General features: G+C 32.2%; 17 protein-coding genes. 16 read left to right on the top strand and 1 reads right to left on the bottom strand.

The annotated features are described in order from the left end of the window. Positions 1-3 precede the first annotated feature (3 nt). From ACM591_RS12015 to ACM591_RS11960, 12 genes are all read left to right on the top strand, one after another. On the top strand, positions 4-1,722 hold the full coding sequence (locus tag ACM591_RS12015; protein WP_216715350.1) for an ABC transporter ATP-binding protein: 1,719 nt from the start codon (positions 4-6) through the stop codon (positions 1,720-1,722). Between the two features lie 381 nt (positions 1,723-2,103). Then, on the top strand, positions 2,104-3,333 hold the full coding sequence (locus ACM591_RS12010) for a NupC/NupG family nucleoside CNT transporter (protein ID WP_042363172.1): 1,230 nt from the start codon (positions 2,104-2,106) through the stop codon (positions 3,331-3,333). A gap of 579 nt (positions 3,334-3,912) precedes the next feature. Beyond that, positions 3,913-4,749, top strand: a complete 837-nt coding sequence (locus tag ACM591_RS12005) for a YitT family protein (RefSeq protein WP_029377776.1) — start codon at positions 3,913-3,915, stop codon at positions 4,747-4,749. Between the two features lie 338 nt (positions 4,750-5,087). Continuing rightward, positions 5,088-5,891, top strand: a complete 804-nt coding sequence (locus ACM591_RS12000) for an ABC transporter ATP-binding protein (RefSeq protein ID WP_029377775.1) — start codon at positions 5,088-5,090, stop codon at positions 5,889-5,891. 9 nt (positions 5,892-5,900) lie between these two features. Continuing rightward, positions 5,901-6,902: a FecCD family ABC transporter permease gene (locus tag ACM591_RS11995; protein WP_029377774.1), complete on the top strand. Its 1,002-nt coding sequence runs from the start codon at positions 5,901-5,903 to the stop codon at positions 6,900-6,902. Next, positions 6,899-7,915 (top strand): FecCD family ABC transporter permease, encoded by a 1,017-nt coding sequence (locus ACM591_RS11990; RefSeq protein WP_029377773.1) that lies wholly within the window; start codon positions 6,899-6,901, stop codon positions 7,913-7,915. The genes ACM591_RS11995 and ACM591_RS11990 overlap by 4 nt, the downstream gene beginning before the upstream one ends. A gap of 539 nt (positions 7,916-8,454) precedes the next feature. Next, positions 8,455-9,420 (top strand): dihydroxyacetone kinase subunit DhaK, encoded by a 966-nt coding sequence (gene dhaK, locus ACM591_RS11985; protein ID WP_029377772.1) that lies wholly within the window; start codon positions 8,455-8,457, stop codon positions 9,418-9,420. 34 nt (positions 9,421-9,454) lie between these two features. Further along, the gene (gene dhaL, locus ACM591_RS11980; protein WP_326026808.1) at positions 9,455-10,033 is read left to right on the top strand and encodes a dihydroxyacetone kinase subunit DhaL; all 579 of its coding nucleotides are present in this window, start codon (positions 9,455-9,457) and stop codon (positions 10,031-10,033) included. Then, positions 10,033-10,395 carry a dihydroxyacetone kinase phosphoryl donor subunit DhaM gene (gene dhaM / locus ACM591_RS11975; protein WP_029377770.1) on the top strand — a complete coding sequence of 121 codons (363 nt, stop codon included), beginning with the start codon at positions 10,033-10,035 and terminating at the stop codon, positions 10,393-10,395. The genes dhaL and dhaM overlap by 1 nt, the downstream gene beginning before the upstream one ends. A 155-nt stretch (positions 10,396-10,550) precedes the next feature. Beyond that, entirely contained in the window at positions 10,551-11,051 is a 501-nt protein-coding gene (locus ACM591_RS11970) for a hypothetical protein (protein ID WP_029377769.1), read from the top strand. A 395-nt stretch (positions 11,052-11,446) separates the two neighbouring features. After that, positions 11,447-12,514 (top strand): membrane protein, encoded by a 1,068-nt coding sequence (locus tag ACM591_RS11965; RefSeq protein ID WP_029377768.1) that lies wholly within the window; start codon positions 11,447-11,449, stop codon positions 12,512-12,514. A 144-nt stretch (positions 12,515-12,658) separates the two neighbouring features. Continuing rightward, entirely contained in the window at positions 12,659-13,690 is a 1,032-nt protein-coding gene (locus ACM591_RS11960; protein WP_029377767.1) for an alpha/beta hydrolase, read from the top strand. Between the two features lie 379 nt (positions 13,691-14,069). Here ACM591_RS11960 and ACM591_RS11955 read toward each other — a convergent pair whose 3' ends face one another. Beyond that, a complete protein-coding gene (locus ACM591_RS11955) occupies positions 14,070-14,576 on the bottom strand; it encodes a GNAT family N-acetyltransferase (protein WP_029377766.1) in 507 nt (168 codons plus the stop codon). Positions 14,577-14,697: 121 nt separating this feature from the next. Between ACM591_RS11955 and ACM591_RS11950 the strand changes: the two genes are divergently transcribed. From ACM591_RS11950 to ACM591_RS11935, 4 genes are all read left to right on the top strand, one after another. Then, entirely contained in the window at positions 14,698-15,615 is a 918-nt protein-coding gene (locus ACM591_RS11950) for an NAD-dependent epimerase/dehydratase family protein (RefSeq protein ID WP_029377765.1), read from the top strand. Positions 15,616-15,631: 16 nt separating this feature from the next. Beyond that, positions 15,632-16,306: a response regulator transcription factor gene (locus tag ACM591_RS11945; protein WP_029377764.1), complete on the top strand. Its 675-nt coding sequence runs from the start codon at positions 15,632-15,634 to the stop codon at positions 16,304-16,306. Continuing rightward, positions 16,299-17,327: a sensor histidine kinase gene (locus ACM591_RS11940; RefSeq protein WP_029377763.1), complete on the top strand. Its 1,029-nt coding sequence runs from the start codon at positions 16,299-16,301 to the stop codon at positions 17,325-17,327. The genes ACM591_RS11945 and ACM591_RS11940 overlap by 8 nt, the downstream gene beginning before the upstream one ends. Positions 17,328-17,932: 605 nt before the next feature. After that, positions 17,933-18,550: a DUF47 domain-containing protein gene (locus ACM591_RS11935; RefSeq protein WP_017722596.1), complete on the top strand. Its 618-nt coding sequence runs from the start codon at positions 17,933-17,935 to the stop codon at positions 18,548-18,550. Positions 18,551-18,560: the final 10 nt, after the last annotated feature.

Genomic DNA, 18,560 nt, shown 5'->3' with positions numbered 1-18,560 from the left:
AATATGAAGCAAGAAAATCCATTATTCTATTTATTTAAAAAATTATCATGGCCTATTGGCCTTATCATTATTGCTGTATTTATTTCTTCATTGGGGAGTATTACTGGACTTTTAGTTCCGCTATTTACTGGGAAACTAGTAGATAAATTTTCCTTTGATAATATGAACTGGATGTTTGTTGCAGGATTTATTTCAATATTTATTGTTAATGCACTACTTAGCGGTGTTGGATTATACTTGTTAAGTAAAATAGGAGAAAAAGTTATATATGCGATTAGATCTGTGTTATGGCATCATATTATCCATTTGAAAATGCCATTTTTTGACCAAAATGAAAGTGGACAATTAATGAGTCGACTGACGGATGATACGAAAGTCATCAATGAATTTATTTCTCAAAAACTTCCTAATTTATTACCGTCAGTATTAACAATTTTAGGTTCGTTGGTTATGTTATTCATTATGGATTGGAAGATGACATTAGTTACATTCATCACTATTCCAATATTTGTATTAATCATGTTTCCGTTAGGTAAAATTATGGAAAAGATTTCTAAAAAAACACAAGCTGAAATCGCTAATTTTAGTGGTTTGTTAGGTCGTGTTTTGACAGAAATGCGTTTAGTGAAAGTTTCACATACTGAAGACTTAGAACTAAATAATGCGCATAAAAACTTAAAAGAGATTTACTTTTTAGGATTAAAACAAGCTAAAATCACTGCAGTAATACAGCCTATTTCAGGCGTGATTATGTTACTTACGATCGCAATTATATTAGGGTTTGGTGCGATTAGAATTTCAACTGGTGCTATCACAGCAGGTACACTGATTGCTATGATTTTCTATGTTATACAATTATCAACACCACTGATCAATCTTTCAACGCTTGTCACAGATTATAAAAAAGCTGTAGGTGCAAGTGGTCGTATTTATGAAATTATGGAAGAGCCTACAGAAGCATTCCATATAGAACAAGAAGCTAACATTACTGATGGCAGCTTGATGTTTGAGCATGTTGACTTTAAATATGGAGTTAAGCCAATTCTGAGTGATGTTAATTTTGAAATACCACAGAGCAAAGTCACTGCATTTGTGGGGCCTTCAGGGTCAGGAAAGAGTACCATTTTTAATATTATTGAGCGAATGTATGATATTGACCAAGGGGATATTAAATATGGTGATAAGTCCATTTATGACATCGGGTTAGGTGAATGGCGCGATAAAATTGGTTATGTAATGCAATCAAATTCAATGATGAATGGTACGATTAGAGATAATATATTGTATGGTATTAATCGTGAAGTAAGTGATGAGGAACTGATACATTTTGCGAAATTAGCGAACTGTCATGAGTTTATTGAACAATTTGAAGATGGCTACGATACGATGGTTGGCGAACGAGGGTTAAAATTATCTGGCGGTCAACGTCAACGTATTGATATAGCACGTAGTTTTGTCAAAAATCCAGATATTCTATTATTAGATGAAGCTACAGCTAATCTGGATAGTGAAAGTGAAAGAAAGATTCAAGATGCACTAGAAGAATTGATGGAAAACCGTACAACTGTAGTTATCGCGCATAGATTATCTACTATTAAAAAAGCAGAGCAAATTATTTTTGTTGATGCGGGTAAAGTGACTGGTAAAGGTACACATCAAGAATTGATTATGAATCATGAGAAATATCAACAATTTGTAAACACACAGAATTTGACGAAATAAGAAAAAGAGTAAAAAGTAAATCATAACTATAGTTGTGTAGGCGTTTTCATAGAGAAAGGCGAATGTTTAGGCTTAGATTGTGTATAAAAAGTGACGTTTGTCGAACTATAAAATTGTTATTTTATATAAAGTACATGCATGCTATAATTATTGTGAATTATTAATAAACAGTGTTTTGAGAAAGTATAAATTAATTACAAAAATGAATTAACAAAACTAGGGATTAGGAATAATTAAGGTAAATGCATCGTTTAAAGCTGTTTATGATTGTTTATGTCAGTAATATGCATTTACCTTTATTCTTCCGAATACATAGCTACATAAATTACTTTCAAAAATCCATTGTTATCAATGATTTTAATAAGAAATGGTGGGTGTATTATGTTTTTAGTGATTAACATAATTGGATTGTTTGTGTTTTTAGGGATCGCAGTATTATTCTCTCGAAGCAAAAAGGATATTCAATGGAAATCAATTGCAATATTAGTTGTAGTAAACTTATTTTTAGCTTGGTTCTTCATGTTCTTCCCATGGGGGAAAACTGCAGTACAAACACTAGCTAATGGTATTTCTTGGGTGATTGATTCAGCACATGCAGGTACAGGGTTTGCTTTTTCTAGCTGGGTAAAACCAGGTGCAATGGACATGGCAGTTAGTGCATTATTCCCAATATTATTAGTTGTTCCGTTATTTGATATTTTAATGTATTTCAATATTTTACCTAAGGTAATTGGTGGTATTGGCTGGGTTTTAGCAAAAATCACGCGTCAACCAAAGTTCGAATCATTCTTTGGTATTGAAATGATGTTTTTAGGTAATACAGAAGCATTAGCAGTTTCGAATGAACAATTAAAACGTATGAAAGAAACTCGTGTGTTAACGGTGGCGATGATGTCTATGAGTTCTGTATCTGGGGCTATTGTCGGCGCATATGTCTCTATGGTTCCCGGTGATTTAGTATTAACAGCGATTCCGTTAAATATAATCAATGCGATTATAGTTTCATCTATATTAAATCCGGTTACAGTAGAAGAAAAAGAAGATATTATTTACACTATTCAAAGTAATGAATTAGAACGTCAACCGTTCTTCTCATTCTTAGGTGACTCCGTATTAAACGCAGGTAAATTAATCTTAATTATTGTAGCGTTTGTTATTAGTTTCGTTGCGCTATCAGATTTAATTGATCGATTAATTAATTTACTTACAGGTTTCATTGGTAGTTGGGCAGGTATTAAAGGTAGTTTTGGTTTAGATCAAATACTTGGTGCCTTTATGTATCCATTTGCGTTATTGCTAGGTTTACCATGGGATGAAGCTTGGATTGTTGCACAGCAGATGGCTAAAAAAATTGTCACTAATGAATTTGTTGTTATGGGACAGATTAAAGATGTTGTTGAATCTTATTCTCCACATAGACGTGCTGTCATTACAACATTCTTAATTTCATTCGCGAACTTCTCGACAATTGGTATGATTGTAGGAACATTAAAAGGAATCGTAGATAAGAAAACGTCAGATTTCGTATCACAATATGTACCGATGTTATTACTTGCAGGTATTTTAGTATCATTAATGACTGCAGGATTTGTGGGATTATTTGCTTGGTAAATCATAAATAAATATTGAATCTTAGTTATATACTTATTTTGATTGAAAAAATTAATTAACTAGATGTTTAAAAGTGTTAGTACACGCTTTTGAATGTCTAGTTTTTTTTGTTCTTTATTAGATATAACGTTATAGTTTACTATAGATTATGTTTGTATTTACAAAGCATTATGATTAAAAAAAGCAAAAAAATTAAGCCAAGTAATTGAAGTGAGGAGACACATTCATCATTACTTGGCTTTTACGGGAAATGAATTAACTGTATATAAGTAGTAAGGACTAGGTACTAAATATATACTCGAGCAAAAATTGTTTTGTTTGTTACTATAAACAACACAAAGGAGATGGCTTCTTATTGGCTACCAATAAGAAGATAAATTTTATTATATCAAAGAAAAATTAATAAGTAAACAGAAATTTCAGAATTTTTAAAAATTAAAGAATTTTAATTATATAAGAAGAGATTACAATGCAAATTAAATTTATTATATAAAGAGTTTTCTTTATATTCGTGTTGTAGTATTTCTGATAATTTGCTAACATTCAATTGATTAGTGTAAATTTAAGGGGGTCGTGTGGGTGAATAAAACAGTACGAGATTTAATATTAGTTGTTTTTGGATCGTTCTTTTTTTCAGCTGGGGTGAATACCTTTATTATATCTGCTGATTTAGGTGAAGGAGGCGTGACTGGTATAGCGATCGTACTTTACTATGCTTTTCACATTTCTCCAGGTATTACAAACTTTGTATTTAATGCCATTTTAATTGGGATAGGTTATAAATTTTTAAGTAAACGAAGTATGTACTTAACGATTGTCGCAACGATATTAATTTCTATCTTTTTAGAATTAACTGTAAGTTGGGAAATTGAAACAGGCAATATATTGGTTAATGCAGTATTTGGTGGCCTATGCGTAGGACTAGGTATTGGTGTGATCGTGCTTGCAGGTGGAACTACAGCTGGGACTACAATTTTAGCTCGAATCGCTAATAAATACTTAGATGTTAGTACACCTTACGCATTACTATTCTTCGATTTAATTGTTGTAGCTATATCACTGACTGTTATTCCAATCTCTAGTGCATTGGTTACTGTGATTTCATTGTATATCGGTACAAAAGTAATGGATTACGTTATCGAAGGTTTAAATACGAAGAAAGCCATGACAATTATTTCAAGCAAACCTGATGAAATTGCTAAAATTATTGATGAACAAGTAGGACGTGGACTTACCATTTTAAATGGACGTGGCTATTTTTCAAAAGAAGATAAAGACGTTTTGTATGTTGTTATCACTAAAACACAAGTAACGAAAGCAAAACGTTTAATAAGAAAAATCGATGATAACGCATTTTTAGTTATTCATGATGTACGTGATGTGTACGGTAATGGTTTTTTAATCGATGAACATTAACATAAAATAAAATTAAAGTTGAATAATAAATTGCCTAATTCATTTGGATTATTTCCATTATGAATTAGGTTTTTTAATATAAAAAATTAAATAAATCAGGAGGGAAAGTTAAGATTAAACAGTGCCATTTTGTGAATAAAAAAAAGCCTATAAGGATAACGAATTTTGAGGGTCTGTTGAAAATAATTAATAGTCAATAGGTGTAAAAAATGGTATAATATCATCTATGATAATGATTATCATTTACTGAAAAAATTAAAATTTCAACATGACTTAATATAAATTAAATTGGGAAAATTTACGATGTTATGCTTATTAATATAGGAAGAAGGGGAATTATGAATCGCTTAAAAGGAGAACAGGTCACTATAGGTTATGGAGAAAATGTCATTGTGGATAATTTAGATGTTCACATACCTGATGGCAAGATTACTTCAATTATAGGACCAAACGGTTGTGGTAAGTCGACATTACTTAAAGCATTATCACGACTACTGCCGATTAAAGGTGGAGAAATCAAATTAGATAATGAAAACATACACTCACAATCTACGAAAGAAATAGCTAAAAAAATTGCCATTTTACCTCAATCTCCAGAGGTTGCAGATGGACTTACAGTTGGTGAATTAGTATCGTATGGCCGTTTTCCACATCAAAAAGGATTCGGACGTCTATCTGCCGAAGATAAAAAAGAAATCGACTGGGCAATGCGTGTTACAGGTACTTATGATTTTAAATTACGCCCTATAAATGATTTGAGTGGAGGACAACGACAACGTGTATGGATTGCAATGGCATTAGCGCAACGTACAGATATTATATTCTTAGACGAGCCAACAACATATTTAGACATTTCACATCAGTTAGAGATCTTAGAATTAATTACCCAACTCAATAAAGAACAAGGCTGTACTATTATTATGGTACTGCATGATATTAACCAAGCCGTTCGTTTTTCTGATCATTTAATTACTATGAAAAATGGCGATATTATTGCCAATGGTGATACTGAAGAAGTATTAACGAAAGACATTTTAGAAAAAGTATTCAACATTGATGTTGAAATTAGTACAGACCCAAGAACTGGCAAACCAATGTTAGTAACGTATGACTTGTGCAGAAAAAGCTATTCAGAAGTTTAGGGGTAAATTATGACTACTAAGAGAAAAGGGAAGTTAAGTTTTACAGCAACTTTTGTAATAGCTGTATTATTATTAATCGGCGTACTCATCATTTCAATATTGTTTGGGGATGCCAAAATTCATTTAAGCACTATTTTTGAAGCAGTGTTTAATTATGATTCTAAAAATCAACAGCATAATATTATCAGTGAGATTCGTATTCCAAGAGATATTGGTGCCATATTAGTAGGCGTTGCGTTGGGTACTTCTGGCGCTGTTATTCAAGGCGTGACTAAAAATGGTTTGGCTGACCCGAGTCTTATAGGGTTGAACTCTGGTGCATCATTTATGCTAGCGCTTACGTTTGCATTTTATCCTACGGCACCATTCCTAGTGATGATTTTTGCTGGGTTTATAGGTGCGTTGATGGGTGGCTTTATTGTTTTAATGATTGGACGATCCAGAAGTGACGGCTTCAATCCTATGAGAATTATTTTGGCCGGTGCGGCTGTCAGTGCATTATTAACGGCATTAAGTCAGGGTGTTGCGTTATTATTTAGATTAAATCAAAGTTTAACTTTTTGGAGTGCTGGTGGCGTATCTGGTACAACTTGGAATCAATTGATATGGGCAGCGCCGTTTATCATCATAGCCCTCGTTATTATCATTTCAATGAGTAAGCAATTAACAATTTTAAATTTAGGTGAAACATTAGCCAAAGGTCTAGGTCAAAACGTTGCGTTTACACGAGCTATTTCACTGATATTATCTATGGTTTTGGCTGGTATTGCAGTTGCAATGGTTGGTCAAATTGCATTTGTCGGGCTGATGGTACCACATATAGTAAGATACTTAGTGGGTACGGACTATGCTAGAGTGATCCCTTTAACTGCTGTAGTAGGTGGTTTGCTATTGCTAGTAGCAGATACGGTTGCGCGTATGTTAGGAGAAGCACCAGTAGGAGCTATCATTTCCTTTATTGGTGTACCTTACTTCTTGTACTTAGTTAAAAGAGGAGGTCGCTTCTCATGATAGATCCAAAGTTAAGATATAAACAGTGGCTTACGATGATTATTCTCTCGGTCCTAGTCTTGCTAGCGTGTGTATGGAGCATTACTTCTGGAGAATATAAAATGTCTGTCGAAGCATTTTTTAAGACGTTAATTGGCCAGGGTGAATATACCGACACGCTGATATTGATGGAATTTAGATTACCACGTATGATTATTACAATACTAGCTGGTGCTGCTTTAGCCATGAGTGGTGCGGTCATACAAAGTGTAACGAAAAATCCACTGGCGGAGCCGGGTATATTAGGTATTAATGCCGGAAGTGGCTTTGTAATAGCCTTGTTTATAGTAGTAGGGCAAGTAGATGCGAGTAATTTTGTGTATGTTTTACCATTTATTAGTATGATAGGTGGCGTTTTGACTGCGCTTATTATTTTCTCATTTAGTTATAATAAAGGAGAAGGTATTACTCCAGCGAGTATGGTACTTGTCGGTGTGGGGATGTCTACTGCACTTAGTGGTGGGTCATTAACACTAATGTCCACTTTTGACGAAGACCAATCAGAATTTATAGCTTCTTGGCTTGCTGGTAATATTTGGGGTGATGAATGGGCGTTTGTAATAGCCTTTTTACCTTGGGTTATCGTATTAATACCATTCTTATTATTCAAAGCGAACGTCCTAAATTTATTGAATACACATCAGTATATTGCTCAAGGCGTCGGTGTGAAGATAGGTCGCGAACGTATTGTCTTATTATTAGTTGCAGTTGTGCTATCATCAGCCGCTGTATCTGTAGCGGGTGCGATTGGATTTATTGGATTGTTAGGACCACATATTGCTAAGTCAATTGTTGGCCCAAGACATCAATTATTCTTACCGATTTCAATACTAATAGGTGCTTTTTTACTTGTACTAGCAGATACTATCGGACAGGTTATACTACAACCATCAGGTGTTCCAGCAGGAATTGTAGTTGCTATAATAGGCGCGCCTTATTTCTTATACTTAATGTATAAAACGAAATCAGTATAATTTGCTTATCTCGTGTTTTCAGACTGTCGACAAAGCCCTTGACTTTGTTGACAGTTTTTTTATACACGATTTCCACGAGCGCTGTATTAGACTGTAGTCTTCGGCTAGGGGTCTTTCCGTAGGAGGCGTCCTAAGTCACTGCCGATATTAGACTGAAAAGATTATAATATATAAATTAAACAGTGGTCGTGCTTATTATATTGAATAAATCAATAGTTAAAAGTTAAAGCAAGCAACTTTGCTTTGAAAGACCACAATTATTTTGAAATGAAACTATAAAAATATACATAAACAAACATTAGGTGAAATATCACTTAAGATTTGTCTACGTTTTGAAAGCACGAGATATAATTATATCTTGTGCTTTTTGTGATTACTCATCTTTGTTATTAAAGTATTTATAATATCAAGTGATTTTAGAAAATATGAGTTATATTTCAATTTTTCACGCACAAATGAAATTAGCACTCATATGTTAGCGTTTGCATTTGTGTGTGGGGTATACTATAAATGAATAGGTTAAATAGGAGGTCGTTATTATGAAAAAACTAATTAAACAAAAAACGAATTTTTTGAATGATATGTTGGACGGGCTTTCAAAAACGAACAAGCAAATAGAAATTATTTCGGATACAGTCGTAGTTAGAAAAGAGAGAAAAGAACAAGGAGTTTCTTTAGTTTCTGGTGGTGGAAGTGGTCACGAGCCAGCTCATGCGGGTTATGTTGCCAAAGGTATGTTGGATGCTGCAGTGTGTGGAGAAGTATTTACTTCACCTACGCCAGATAAGATTCTTAGTGCTATAAAAGCTGTTGATAATGGTGATGGTGTATTGCTTATAGTAAAAAATTATGCCGGGGATGTTATGAATTTTGAGATGGCTCAAGAAATGGCGGAAATGGAAGACATTCAAGTAGCAACTGTAGTTGTAAAAGATGACGTTGCAGTGGAAGATGAAACCCAACGTCGAGGTGTAGCGGGTACAGTGATTGTTCATAAGTATGCTGGCTATTTGGCAGAAAAAGGGTTGTCATTAGCAGAGATTAAAGAAAAAGTAGAAGATTTATTACCTAAAATAAAGAGCATTGGCATGGCGTTAACAGCACCTATGGTTCCCACTACTGGACAATATGGATTTGATATAGAAGAGGAAAATATGGAAATTGGTGTGGGTATACATGGTGAAAAGGGATTGTCTAGAGAAAAGGTTAAACCTGTAGATCAAATTGTAGATCAATTAATTCAAGTTTTACTTAAAGAAGTTGACTCAGATGAGCTCATTGTAATGGTCAATGGCATGGGAGCAACACCTTTGTCAGAACTTAATATTGCTGCAAAATATGTCGGTGAAAATTTAGAACAAAAAAGTAAATCGATTACTCATTGGCTTGTTGGAGATTACATGACGGCATTAGATATGCAAGGTTTATCATTAACATTTGTACCATCTTCAGAAGAATTGTTAGTTGCACTAACTGATACAACAGAAAGTGCGTATTTCCATTAAAAATAAAGTGATTATTGAAAGGAGCGGAAGATAGATGAATGTCGTTGAACTAAAAGAAAGATTATTAAAATTAGTAGATGTATTTGAAGAAAAGGAAGAGTTATTAACAGAATTAGATAGAGTAATCGGTGATGGTGACCATGGGGTGAATATGGTTAGAGGTTTCAAAGCGTTACCAGAGAATATTGATGAAAGCTCTATGCAAAGTTTATTGAAATCTACTGGTATGACACTTATGTCTAATATTGGCGGTGCTTCCGGTCCTTTATACGGTTTTAGTTTTGTGAAAATGTCACAAGCAGTATCAGATGAAATAGATCATTCGAATTTGAAGGCACTTTTAACAACTTTTTCAGAGGCAATTGCTCAAAGAGGTAAAGTAACATTGAATGAAAAAACGATGTATGATGTAATCGAGCGTGCAAATCAGGCTGTACAAAATGATGAACCATTAACAAGAAATGTATTGCAATCCTACGCAGATTTAACAAAAGATATCGAAGCAACTAAAGGTAGAGCTGCATATTTTAAAAAAGATTCCTTAGGACATGTTGACCCTGGAGCCCAAAGTAGTGTTTATATCTTAAATGCGTTGATTGGAGATGATTCGTAATGACAAATATAGTAATAATTAGTCATAGTAAAGAAATTGCAGAAGGTACAAAAGCGTTATTAAATCAAATGGCCGGTGATGTTAACGTCATTGTCCAAGGTGGCGTTGATGGTAAAATTGGTACATCGTATGACCATATTCAAGAATTAATAAACGAATTAACTGATGATGCATTATGCTTTTATGATATAGGGTCTGCTGAAATGAACTTAGATTTAGCAATTGAAATGTATGAAGGTGACCAACGTATTGAAAAAGTACAAGCACCTATTGTTGAAGGTAGTTTTACTGCAGCTGTGCAATTGTCAGTTGGTAGTTCCATAGAACAAACTTTGGGAGAATTAAATAAAACGTTTGGTTAAATAATGTTATTTGTTTTGCTATGTTAAATATAAATTAAAATGAAGCTCTCAACTAATATAACAAAAAATTTCTTTTTTATAGGAATATTTAATTGAATTGTGGTAAAATGAAAATTAATTGTAATAGAAATCTGGATATCTAGGAGGACATTGCCATGAAAGATTTAATATTAAAGCATGTCTTAAACGGCGAATTTGAGTCAGTCAAACGTTTAATGTCCCAAACAGATTTTATGGAATTTGAAGAATTATACATTTCAAGCGCACATGAAGCTGAAAACATTATGTTTTATACATGTATTTTAGATATGATGAAAGTAGAAGAAACTGCAGAAATGCATGACTTAGCTTTTCTATTATTAGTCTATCCATTAAGTGAACTTCAGGGTGCTTTAGATTCTGCATATTATCATGCGGAGTCTTCCATAAAACTTACTGAGGGCAAAGAAGTAAAAAGTTTGTTACAAATGTTATTATTGCATGCAGTTCCTGAACCAGTCATTTCTGATAAAAAGGCGTTTGAAATTTCTCGCCAAATACTTAAATTGGACCCAACTAACAGTGTTGCGCGTAATGTACTGAAAGAAACAGCAAAACGTATGGATAACGTAGTTGTTGACTTTAATGAACTTAATCGTTTTAAAAACGCACACTAATAACAAAATTATCATAGTTGAGTAATCATATTATTAGAACTTGACAAAATAACACATTAAAGTGATTTATTGAAGAATCGAAATATACATGTTAAAAGGTGTATCTATTTTGATTCTTTTTTATTTTAATTTTTGTAATTTTATGCATTGTTAAAGCATGCTTTTAGTAATGTATAAAATTGCAAAAATTAAATTGTAATAACTGTAAATATGCAGTATTTTTATTAATATTTGTTATATTTAAAGAATATAATGAATGATTAAAAAATGATATTTAACTTATTGAGTATTATTGAGAGCAATTAGAAGTGTAAAATTTTATATTGTGCAGTTGCAAAAAATAATCAGTAAGTTATAATAATGCAATGTGTTAACTATGAGGAGGTTAAAATAACATGGGGTTGAATAAAGAAGCTATAAAAATTGGTTTCGCTTATGTCGGTATCGTTGTAGGTGCTGGCTTTTCAACAGGACAGGAAGTTATGCAATTTTTCTCACCATATGGCCTATGGTCATATATTGGGGTTATACTTTCTGGTTTAATATTAGGCTTTATAGGTCGACAAGTTGCAAAGATTGGTACTGCGTTTGATGCGCAAAACCATGAGTCAACTTTAGACTACTTGTTTGGTGATAAGTTCAGTAAATTTGTAGACTATTTGCTTATCTTTTTCTTGTTTGGCATTTCAGTTACAATGATTGCTGGAGCAGGGTCAACATTTCAAGAGAGCTTTGATGTGCCAACATGGCTAGGCGCATTGATTATGGTTATTGCAATTTATATTACATTATTGATGGATTTTAATAAAATCGTTAGAGCATTAGGCATTGTTACACCATTCTTAATTGTTTTGGTTGTAATTATTGCTGGGTATTACCTTTTTAATGGTAGTATTTCGATAGATAAAGTAAATGAAACTGTACCAGAAGCTAGCTTATGGTTAGGTATATTAAAAGGAATTAATTATGGTGGACTTGCATTCGCAGTAGGCTTTAGTACGATTGTAGCAATCGGCGGTGATGCTTCTAGACGTAGAGTGTCCGGAGCTGGGGCATTATTTGGCGGTATTGTTTATACAATATTATTAGCACTGATTAACTTTGCATTACAGTCTGAGTTCCCAAAAATTGAGAATGCTGATATTCCTATGCTGACATTAGCAAATGAAATAAGCCCTTGGATTGCGCTTGTACTATCAGTTATTATGTTGGCTGTTATGTATAATACAATTCTTGGTTTAATGTATTCATTTGCTGCCAGATTTACAGAACCATATAGTAAAAAATATCATATATTTATCATAGTTATAATGGTTGTAGCTTATGGTCTAAGTTTCGTAGGCTTTGCAGGATTGATTAACTTCTTATACCCAATAATGGGTATTGTTGGACTTGTAGTTGTAATCGGCGTGTTGATTAAATACTATAGTAGAAAACGTCAAAACAAAAAGTTCATAGCATAAATTATTCATGGTATTAAAATAAGAAATAAAGTCTCAGCTTGTACAAATTGTGCAAGCTGAGTTTTTAATAATTTCGACAATTTATAAACACTACTGTGCAATGGTTAATTATGGTACAATGCATTTCGAAAGGAAAGGTAATGCATGAAGAAAAAATACAAATGGACGATAATTACTTTAAGTATTGTTATTGTAGTAGCAATCGTGACTGCTCTGTTATTAAAACAACAGTATGACCGTCAACATTCACAAGAAATTAAAGAAAAAGTACAGATTAACAATAAAAATGTAAATGCATTTACAAATATAACCTATGGTACTGGTATGCCTAATAGTAGGTTAGATATACTAACACCTACTGAATTAGATTCAGATAATAAGTTACCTGTCATTTTTTGGATGCATGGTGGTGGCTTTATAGCGGGAGATAAACAATATAAGAACCCACTATTATCGAAAATCGCTGAGCAAGGCTATATTGTTGTGAATATTAATTATGCACTTGCACCAGATAATAAATATCCAACGCAGCTACACCAAATTGATCAAGCTGTAAAATTCATAAAGCGTAATAAGCATGAATTGCCGATGGACTTTGATCAAGTGATTTTTGGAGGCGACTCTGCGGGGGCACAATTATCTAGCCAATACACGGCCATTCAAACAAATAAATCATTACGAGAAGATATGTCATTTAAACAACAATTTGAAGCAGATCAATTGAAGGCAGCAATATTTTTCGGTGGTTTTTATGATATGAAAACAGTAAAAGCTACTGAGTTTCCAAGGATACAACTTTTTATGGAAAGTTATACTGGAAAACGAGACTGGGAACAGCAATTTAAATATATTAGTGAAATGTCTACGATAAATCAGGTTACTAAAGATTACCCGCCAACGTTTTTATCTGTAGGTGACGCTGATCCATTCTATAGTCAAAATATATCATTTTATAAAAAGCTGAAATCTATGGATATTCCAGTGGACAAATTATTTTATGATGGTTCTCATAATTTAAGACATCAATACCAATTCCACATGGATTTACCAGAATCACAACAAAACATGAAAGATGTTCTAAGATTTTTAAGTAGAAATACAAGTTCATCTGGCGTTGAAACAAATCTTAGTGAAGAAACGACGAATCCTAATGGAGTTGAATTAAATCCTTATTAGATTATAGGGAAATACAGGCGGTTATTTGCATCTTATTGATATAGTAATAGTAATTTTAGATTACTATAGTATAAATATGAGAGTGAACTTAACACATATAGTATAATTACTAATTTCAAAAATTGAGATTATCCTACTTATAAAGAAAAGAAGAGGGAGACTGAAATCATTATTGGAAATATGATTTCAGTCCCCCTCTTCTTTTTTTAAATCGCAGCAAGAAGTTGAGTAAGGTCAACTATTAATGCCTATAACACGGTATAAATATTTTGACATTCAACGTCTAAATGATTATATAACAATATTGTTATTTGGGTCTTTGTTCATTTACAATTAAACTATAAGTGTGACATGTTTAAATATTATACTTAGAGGTAGATTAAAATAATAACTTTGCCATTACATATTTGTTGTAATATTTACCGTCAATGTATAATTTATCACGAAGTTCACCTTCAATTTGATAGCCCGCAGTTTTAAATAATTCAACAGCTGTAGTATTTTCGGGTACGACTGTTGCTTCTATACGACGAATGTTATGATTTAAGCACCATGCATCTACAGAATTAATCAAAGATTGGCCGAGGCCCTTTTCTCTGTAGTGTCTAATGACGCCCATTGAAAAATGAGCTTCATGACGTGTGCGTTCAAAATTTTCTGTCGTTACGATTGCAAAGCCGACGAGTTCGCCGTTATTTTCAGCGATATAAATGGCATTGAAAGGCGATGTAATATAGTGCTCTAGGTTTGAAAGCGCATCGTTATTAGAGGGTGCGTATTCCCCTGGATTGTATATTAAATAATCAGATTCATCATAAATTGTCGTTAATAATTTAACAAATGGATCTACATCATTGATACCGATTTCACGTATTTGATGAACCATGTGTGTCCACTCCTTATTTCTATTTTGCTAATGCTTAGTTATAGTATAACTTAACATCATTAGCGTGATATTACTAGGATATATTTATGTTGAGCTAAACTAATACAAAGGAAGTATGATTATGAAACCTAACATTTTATTAGCAGGTGTCACAGGATATATAGGAAAAAATTTAATTCAACATATAAAAAATGACGCTAATTTATATACATTATCAAAATATCCTAAAGAAGAAGACTTTAAAGAAGTGACATGGTTAAAGAAAGATATTTATAATTATATGGATGTGTTATCAGCTATGGAAGATATGGATATAGCCATTTATTATTTAGATCCAACTAAGCATTCTGCAAAATTAACACAAGCCACAGCAAGAGATTTGAATTTAATCGCTGCAGATAACTTTGGTCGGGCAGCTGCTAAAAATGGCATAAGTAAAATTATTTATATTAGTGGAAGCAGATTTGATTATGAAACCATCCAACGCTTGTCGTCATATGGTGTCTTTGTCGAAAAGACAGAAACAACTGTATCGCGTCCGCATGTGTCGGTAGAACTTCAATCTTCTAAATACGATGATGTACGTAGCGCCCTAAGCATGCAACTTCCTATGAATTGGACACTAGAACAGTTGGTTGAATACTATTTTAAATGGTTGAATGAAACTAAAGGCACATTATTGCATACTTACAAAGAAGAAGAGGACTATGTAATATATCTTAAAGACAAGGCTAAACCTGTTCTTGTTTTTCATAAAATGCAAATAGAAGATGATATCATTTCATTACAATTAGTGGGTGGTACATTGGTTAAACCTAATGTATTGAAACAAGGTAAGTTAGAATTTCGTAGACTCAAAGATACACAAACTGTAGTAGTACATTTATATGATTATATACCTAAACTCGTTTGGCCGGTGTATTATTTAATCCAGTCACCATTCCAAGGCCTAATGATGAGAGGATTTGAAATAGATTGCCGAATTAAGCACTTTAATGGAAGAATTCAATCTGGAGAAGATATAAAATATACTAAATAGATAAAGTGGTGATGAAGTGGATATTTTATTAGTAGAAGATGATATGACATTGTTTAAAGAATTAAGTGAAGAATTAGAACAATGGGATTTTAAAATTTATGGCATTGATGACTTTAATGATGTAATGACTAAATTTGAAGCAGTTAATCCTACTATTGTTATTATGGATGTGAAACTACCTAAATATGACGGTTTTTACTGGACTAGAAAGATTAGAGAAATATCTAATACGCCAATCTTGTTCTTATCGTCGAGAGATAATCCAATGGATCATGTGATGAGTATGGAATTGGGTGCAGATGATTATGTTCAAAAACCATTTAACACGAGTATATTAATTGCTAAACTTCAAGCAATCTATAGAAGGGTATATCAATTTAGTTTGGAAGAAAAGCGAATTCTTACTTGGCAAGATGCAACTCTAGATTTGTCTAAAGATAGTATTAGTAAAGATGAATCGCAAATTTACTTATCTAAAACTGAAATGATTATTTTAGAAATGCTAGTTAAGAAGCAAGACCAAATTGTTACGAGAGACACATTGATTACTGCATTATGGGATGATGAGGCATTCGTTAGTGACAATACTTTAACGGTTAATGTGAACCGTTTAAGGAAGAAATTAGCAGATATTGATATGAGTAACGCGATTGAAACGAAAATAGGTAAAGGGTATATGGCGCATGGATAACTTTAAATGGATTTATATCTTTTTAAGGTCGCGAATATATTGGATATTATGGTTTGTTTTCTTAAACTTTATCACTTTGCTTATTGCTTATTTAGATTATGATATTAGTGTAGGGAGTACATATTATATTATTATTTTAAATCTAGGTATTTCTATCTTGTTTTTATCATTCACGTTTTTGAAGGAAATCAAATTTTTTAAGCATTTAGATGAAAATATAGAACCTGAAGCATTAAAACATAAATCATTGGCGGATACGCCTTTACAGCAAGAAATGGTTAAATATTTATACGGTCAAATTACAGACCAAAAATCATTAGTTACACGTCAGCAAAAGCAAATTCAATCTACTGAAGCATCATTAACAGATTTTGTACATGATATTAAAACTCCTGTAACAGCAATGAAACTATTAATAGAAAAAGAACAAGACATGACTAGAAAAAACGCGCTTTTATATGAATGGACACGAATAAATGACATGTTAGATAGACAGTTGTTCTTAACTCGCCTAGAGTCACAAAATAAAGATATGTATTTTGAACATGTCGCGCTGAAACGTCTTGTAATTGAAGAAATACAGATTACTCGATATATTAGTCAGTCTAAAGGTATTGACTATGATTTGAATTTTGAAGATGATTATAAAGTATACACAGATACTAAATGGTGTCGGATGATGATTAGACAAATTTTATCAAATTCAGTTAAATATAGTGAAGAAAGTACAATTCATGTTCATGCCTATGTCGAAAAAGGTCATACAGTTCTTAAAATAACAGATGAAGGTAAAGGGATAAGTGCCAAAGATCTACCACGTATTTTTGAAAAAGGTTTTACTTCCACTAGCGATCGTAATGAAACATCGGCTTCTGGGCTGGGCTTGTACCTTGTCAATCATGTGAAAGAAAAATTAGGCGTCCATGTATCGGTTTCTTCAGAACCGAAAGTAGGAACATCTATGAAATTCACTTTCCCTATGCAAAATGAATTGATATCAAGAATATCCGAAAATTTATAAAATACTAAGTAAATGCAAAACTATAATAAGAGTATAGGCATTATAAATTATGTTAGCCAGTACGTGTTTAGAACCTGAGAAGATTATTTGTTTCTTGGGTTCTTTTTGTTCTGAAAATTTGTATGCTCGCAAGATGTGTATTTAAAATTATTTATAAAAATATTTGCAAATTAGTGAAAAAAGTTGTTGAATACAAATAATAAATATGCAATCATATTTAAGGTGAGTTTAATATGAAGTAGTTATTAAAATTAATTCAATCTGATAGCTTACAATTCCTAAATATACAACTACGGTTTATAATAATAAAAGTAGTAAAATTTTGTTAATTTTACGAAAATGTAATATTAAGAATTTGTAAATGCAATTGTAGGATTGTAAATTTTGTGCTATTTTCAAATAAGGATAAATTAACATTTATGAGATTTTTTAACCAATAGAAGCAAATACTCGTTTACACAATTTTAACAATAGTAAAATGATTCAAAAAAATGAGTGAATTGTAAATCTTGTGAATCTTAATTTATCTTAGACATAGGTATTTAAATTTTTTAAATTTATTGAAGGTGATTGGGAACAATCGCTGTAAATGGAGGATTTTTTGGATGTTTAACAAGAAAAAAGATAAGTTCATGGTGAAACTAGAAGAAATGGTGTTCAATTTAGATAGAGCAGCAATTGAATTTGGAAAAATGGATTTTAATACACACTTAGATTTGAAAGCATACTCAGATAATATTAAAACATATGAGTCCCACGGTGATGAATTAATGCATCAAGTGATTTCAGACTTAAACCAAACTTTTATTACACCAATTGAACGTGAGGATATCCTCTCTTTATGTAATGCAATTGATGACGTTTTAGACGCAATTGAAGAAACTTCAGGTATGTTTGAAATGTATTCTATTGAATATACTGATGAATATATGGCTGAATTTGTAGATAATATTCAAAAAGCTATAGCAGAAATGAAATTAGCTGTTGGATTATTAGTAGATAAAAAATTATCTCACATGCGTATTCATTCTATTAATATTAAAGAATTTGAAACAAACTGTGATGGTATTTTACGTCAATCAATTAAGCATATCTTTAACAGTGAAACAGACCCAATCACATTAATTAAAATAAAAGAAATATATGAAAGTTTAGAAGAAATTGCAGATAAATGTCAAGCCGTAGCAAATAACTTTGAAACTATAATAATGAAAAATAGCTAAGGAGTCCTAA

The sequence above is a fragment of the Staphylococcus sp. Ze2 genome, from assembly GCF_048568365.1.
Classification (GTDB): Bacteria; Bacillota; Bacilli; order Staphylococcales; family Staphylococcaceae; genus Staphylococcus; species Staphylococcus xylosus.
This window is presented reverse-complemented; position numbering and strand designations above follow the sequence as displayed.

What these genes read in the sequence shown, in the direction of transcription:
- ACM591_RS12015 (WP_216715350.1), top strand. Translation starts at nt 4, where the DNA reads ATGAAGCAAGAAAATCCATTATTCTATTTATTTAAAAAATTATCATGG.
- ACM591_RS12010 (WP_042363172.1), top strand. Translation starts at nt 2,104, where the DNA reads ATGTTTTTAGTGATTAACATAATTGGATTGTTTGTGTTTTTAGGGATC.
- ACM591_RS12000 (WP_029377775.1), top strand. Translation starts at nt 5,088, where the DNA reads ATGAATCGCTTAAAAGGAGAACAGGTCACTATAGGTTATGGAGAAAAT.
- ACM591_RS11995 (WP_029377774.1), top strand. Translation starts at nt 5,901, where the DNA reads ATGACTACTAAGAGAAAAGGGAAGTTAAGTTTTACAGCAACTTTTGTA.
- ACM591_RS11990 (WP_029377773.1), top strand. Translation starts at nt 6,899, where the DNA reads ATGATAGATCCAAAGTTAAGATATAAACAGTGGCTTACGATGATTATT.
- dhaK (WP_029377772.1), top strand. Translation starts at nt 8,455, where the DNA reads ATGAAAAAACTAATTAAACAAAAAACGAATTTTTTGAATGATATGTTG.
- dhaL (WP_326026808.1), top strand. Translation starts at nt 9,455, where the DNA reads ATGAATGTCGTTGAACTAAAAGAAAGATTATTAAAATTAGTAGATGTA.
- dhaM (WP_029377770.1), top strand. Translation starts at nt 10,033, where the DNA reads ATGACAAATATAGTAATAATTAGTCATAGTAAAGAAATTGCAGAAGGT.
- ACM591_RS11970 (WP_029377769.1), top strand. Translation starts at nt 10,551, where the DNA reads ATGAAAGATTTAATATTAAAGCATGTCTTAAACGGCGAATTTGAGTCA.
- ACM591_RS11965 (WP_029377768.1), top strand. Translation starts at nt 11,447, where the DNA reads ATGGGGTTGAATAAAGAAGCTATAAAAATTGGTTTCGCTTATGTCGGT.
- ACM591_RS11960 (WP_029377767.1), top strand. Translation starts at nt 12,659, where the DNA reads ATGAAGAAAAAATACAAATGGACGATAATTACTTTAAGTATTGTTATT.
- ACM591_RS11955 (WP_029377766.1), bottom strand. Translation starts at nt 14,576, where the DNA reads ATGGTTCATCAAATACGTGAAATCGGTATCAATGATGTAGATCCATTT.
- ACM591_RS11950 (WP_029377765.1), top strand. Translation starts at nt 14,698, where the DNA reads ATGAAACCTAACATTTTATTAGCAGGTGTCACAGGATATATAGGAAAA.
- ACM591_RS11940 (WP_029377763.1), top strand. Translation starts at nt 16,299, where the DNA reads ATGGATAACTTTAAATGGATTTATATCTTTTTAAGGTCGCGAATATAT.
- ACM591_RS11935 (WP_017722596.1), top strand. Translation starts at nt 17,933, where the DNA reads ATGTTTAACAAGAAAAAAGATAAGTTCATGGTGAAACTAGAAGAAATG.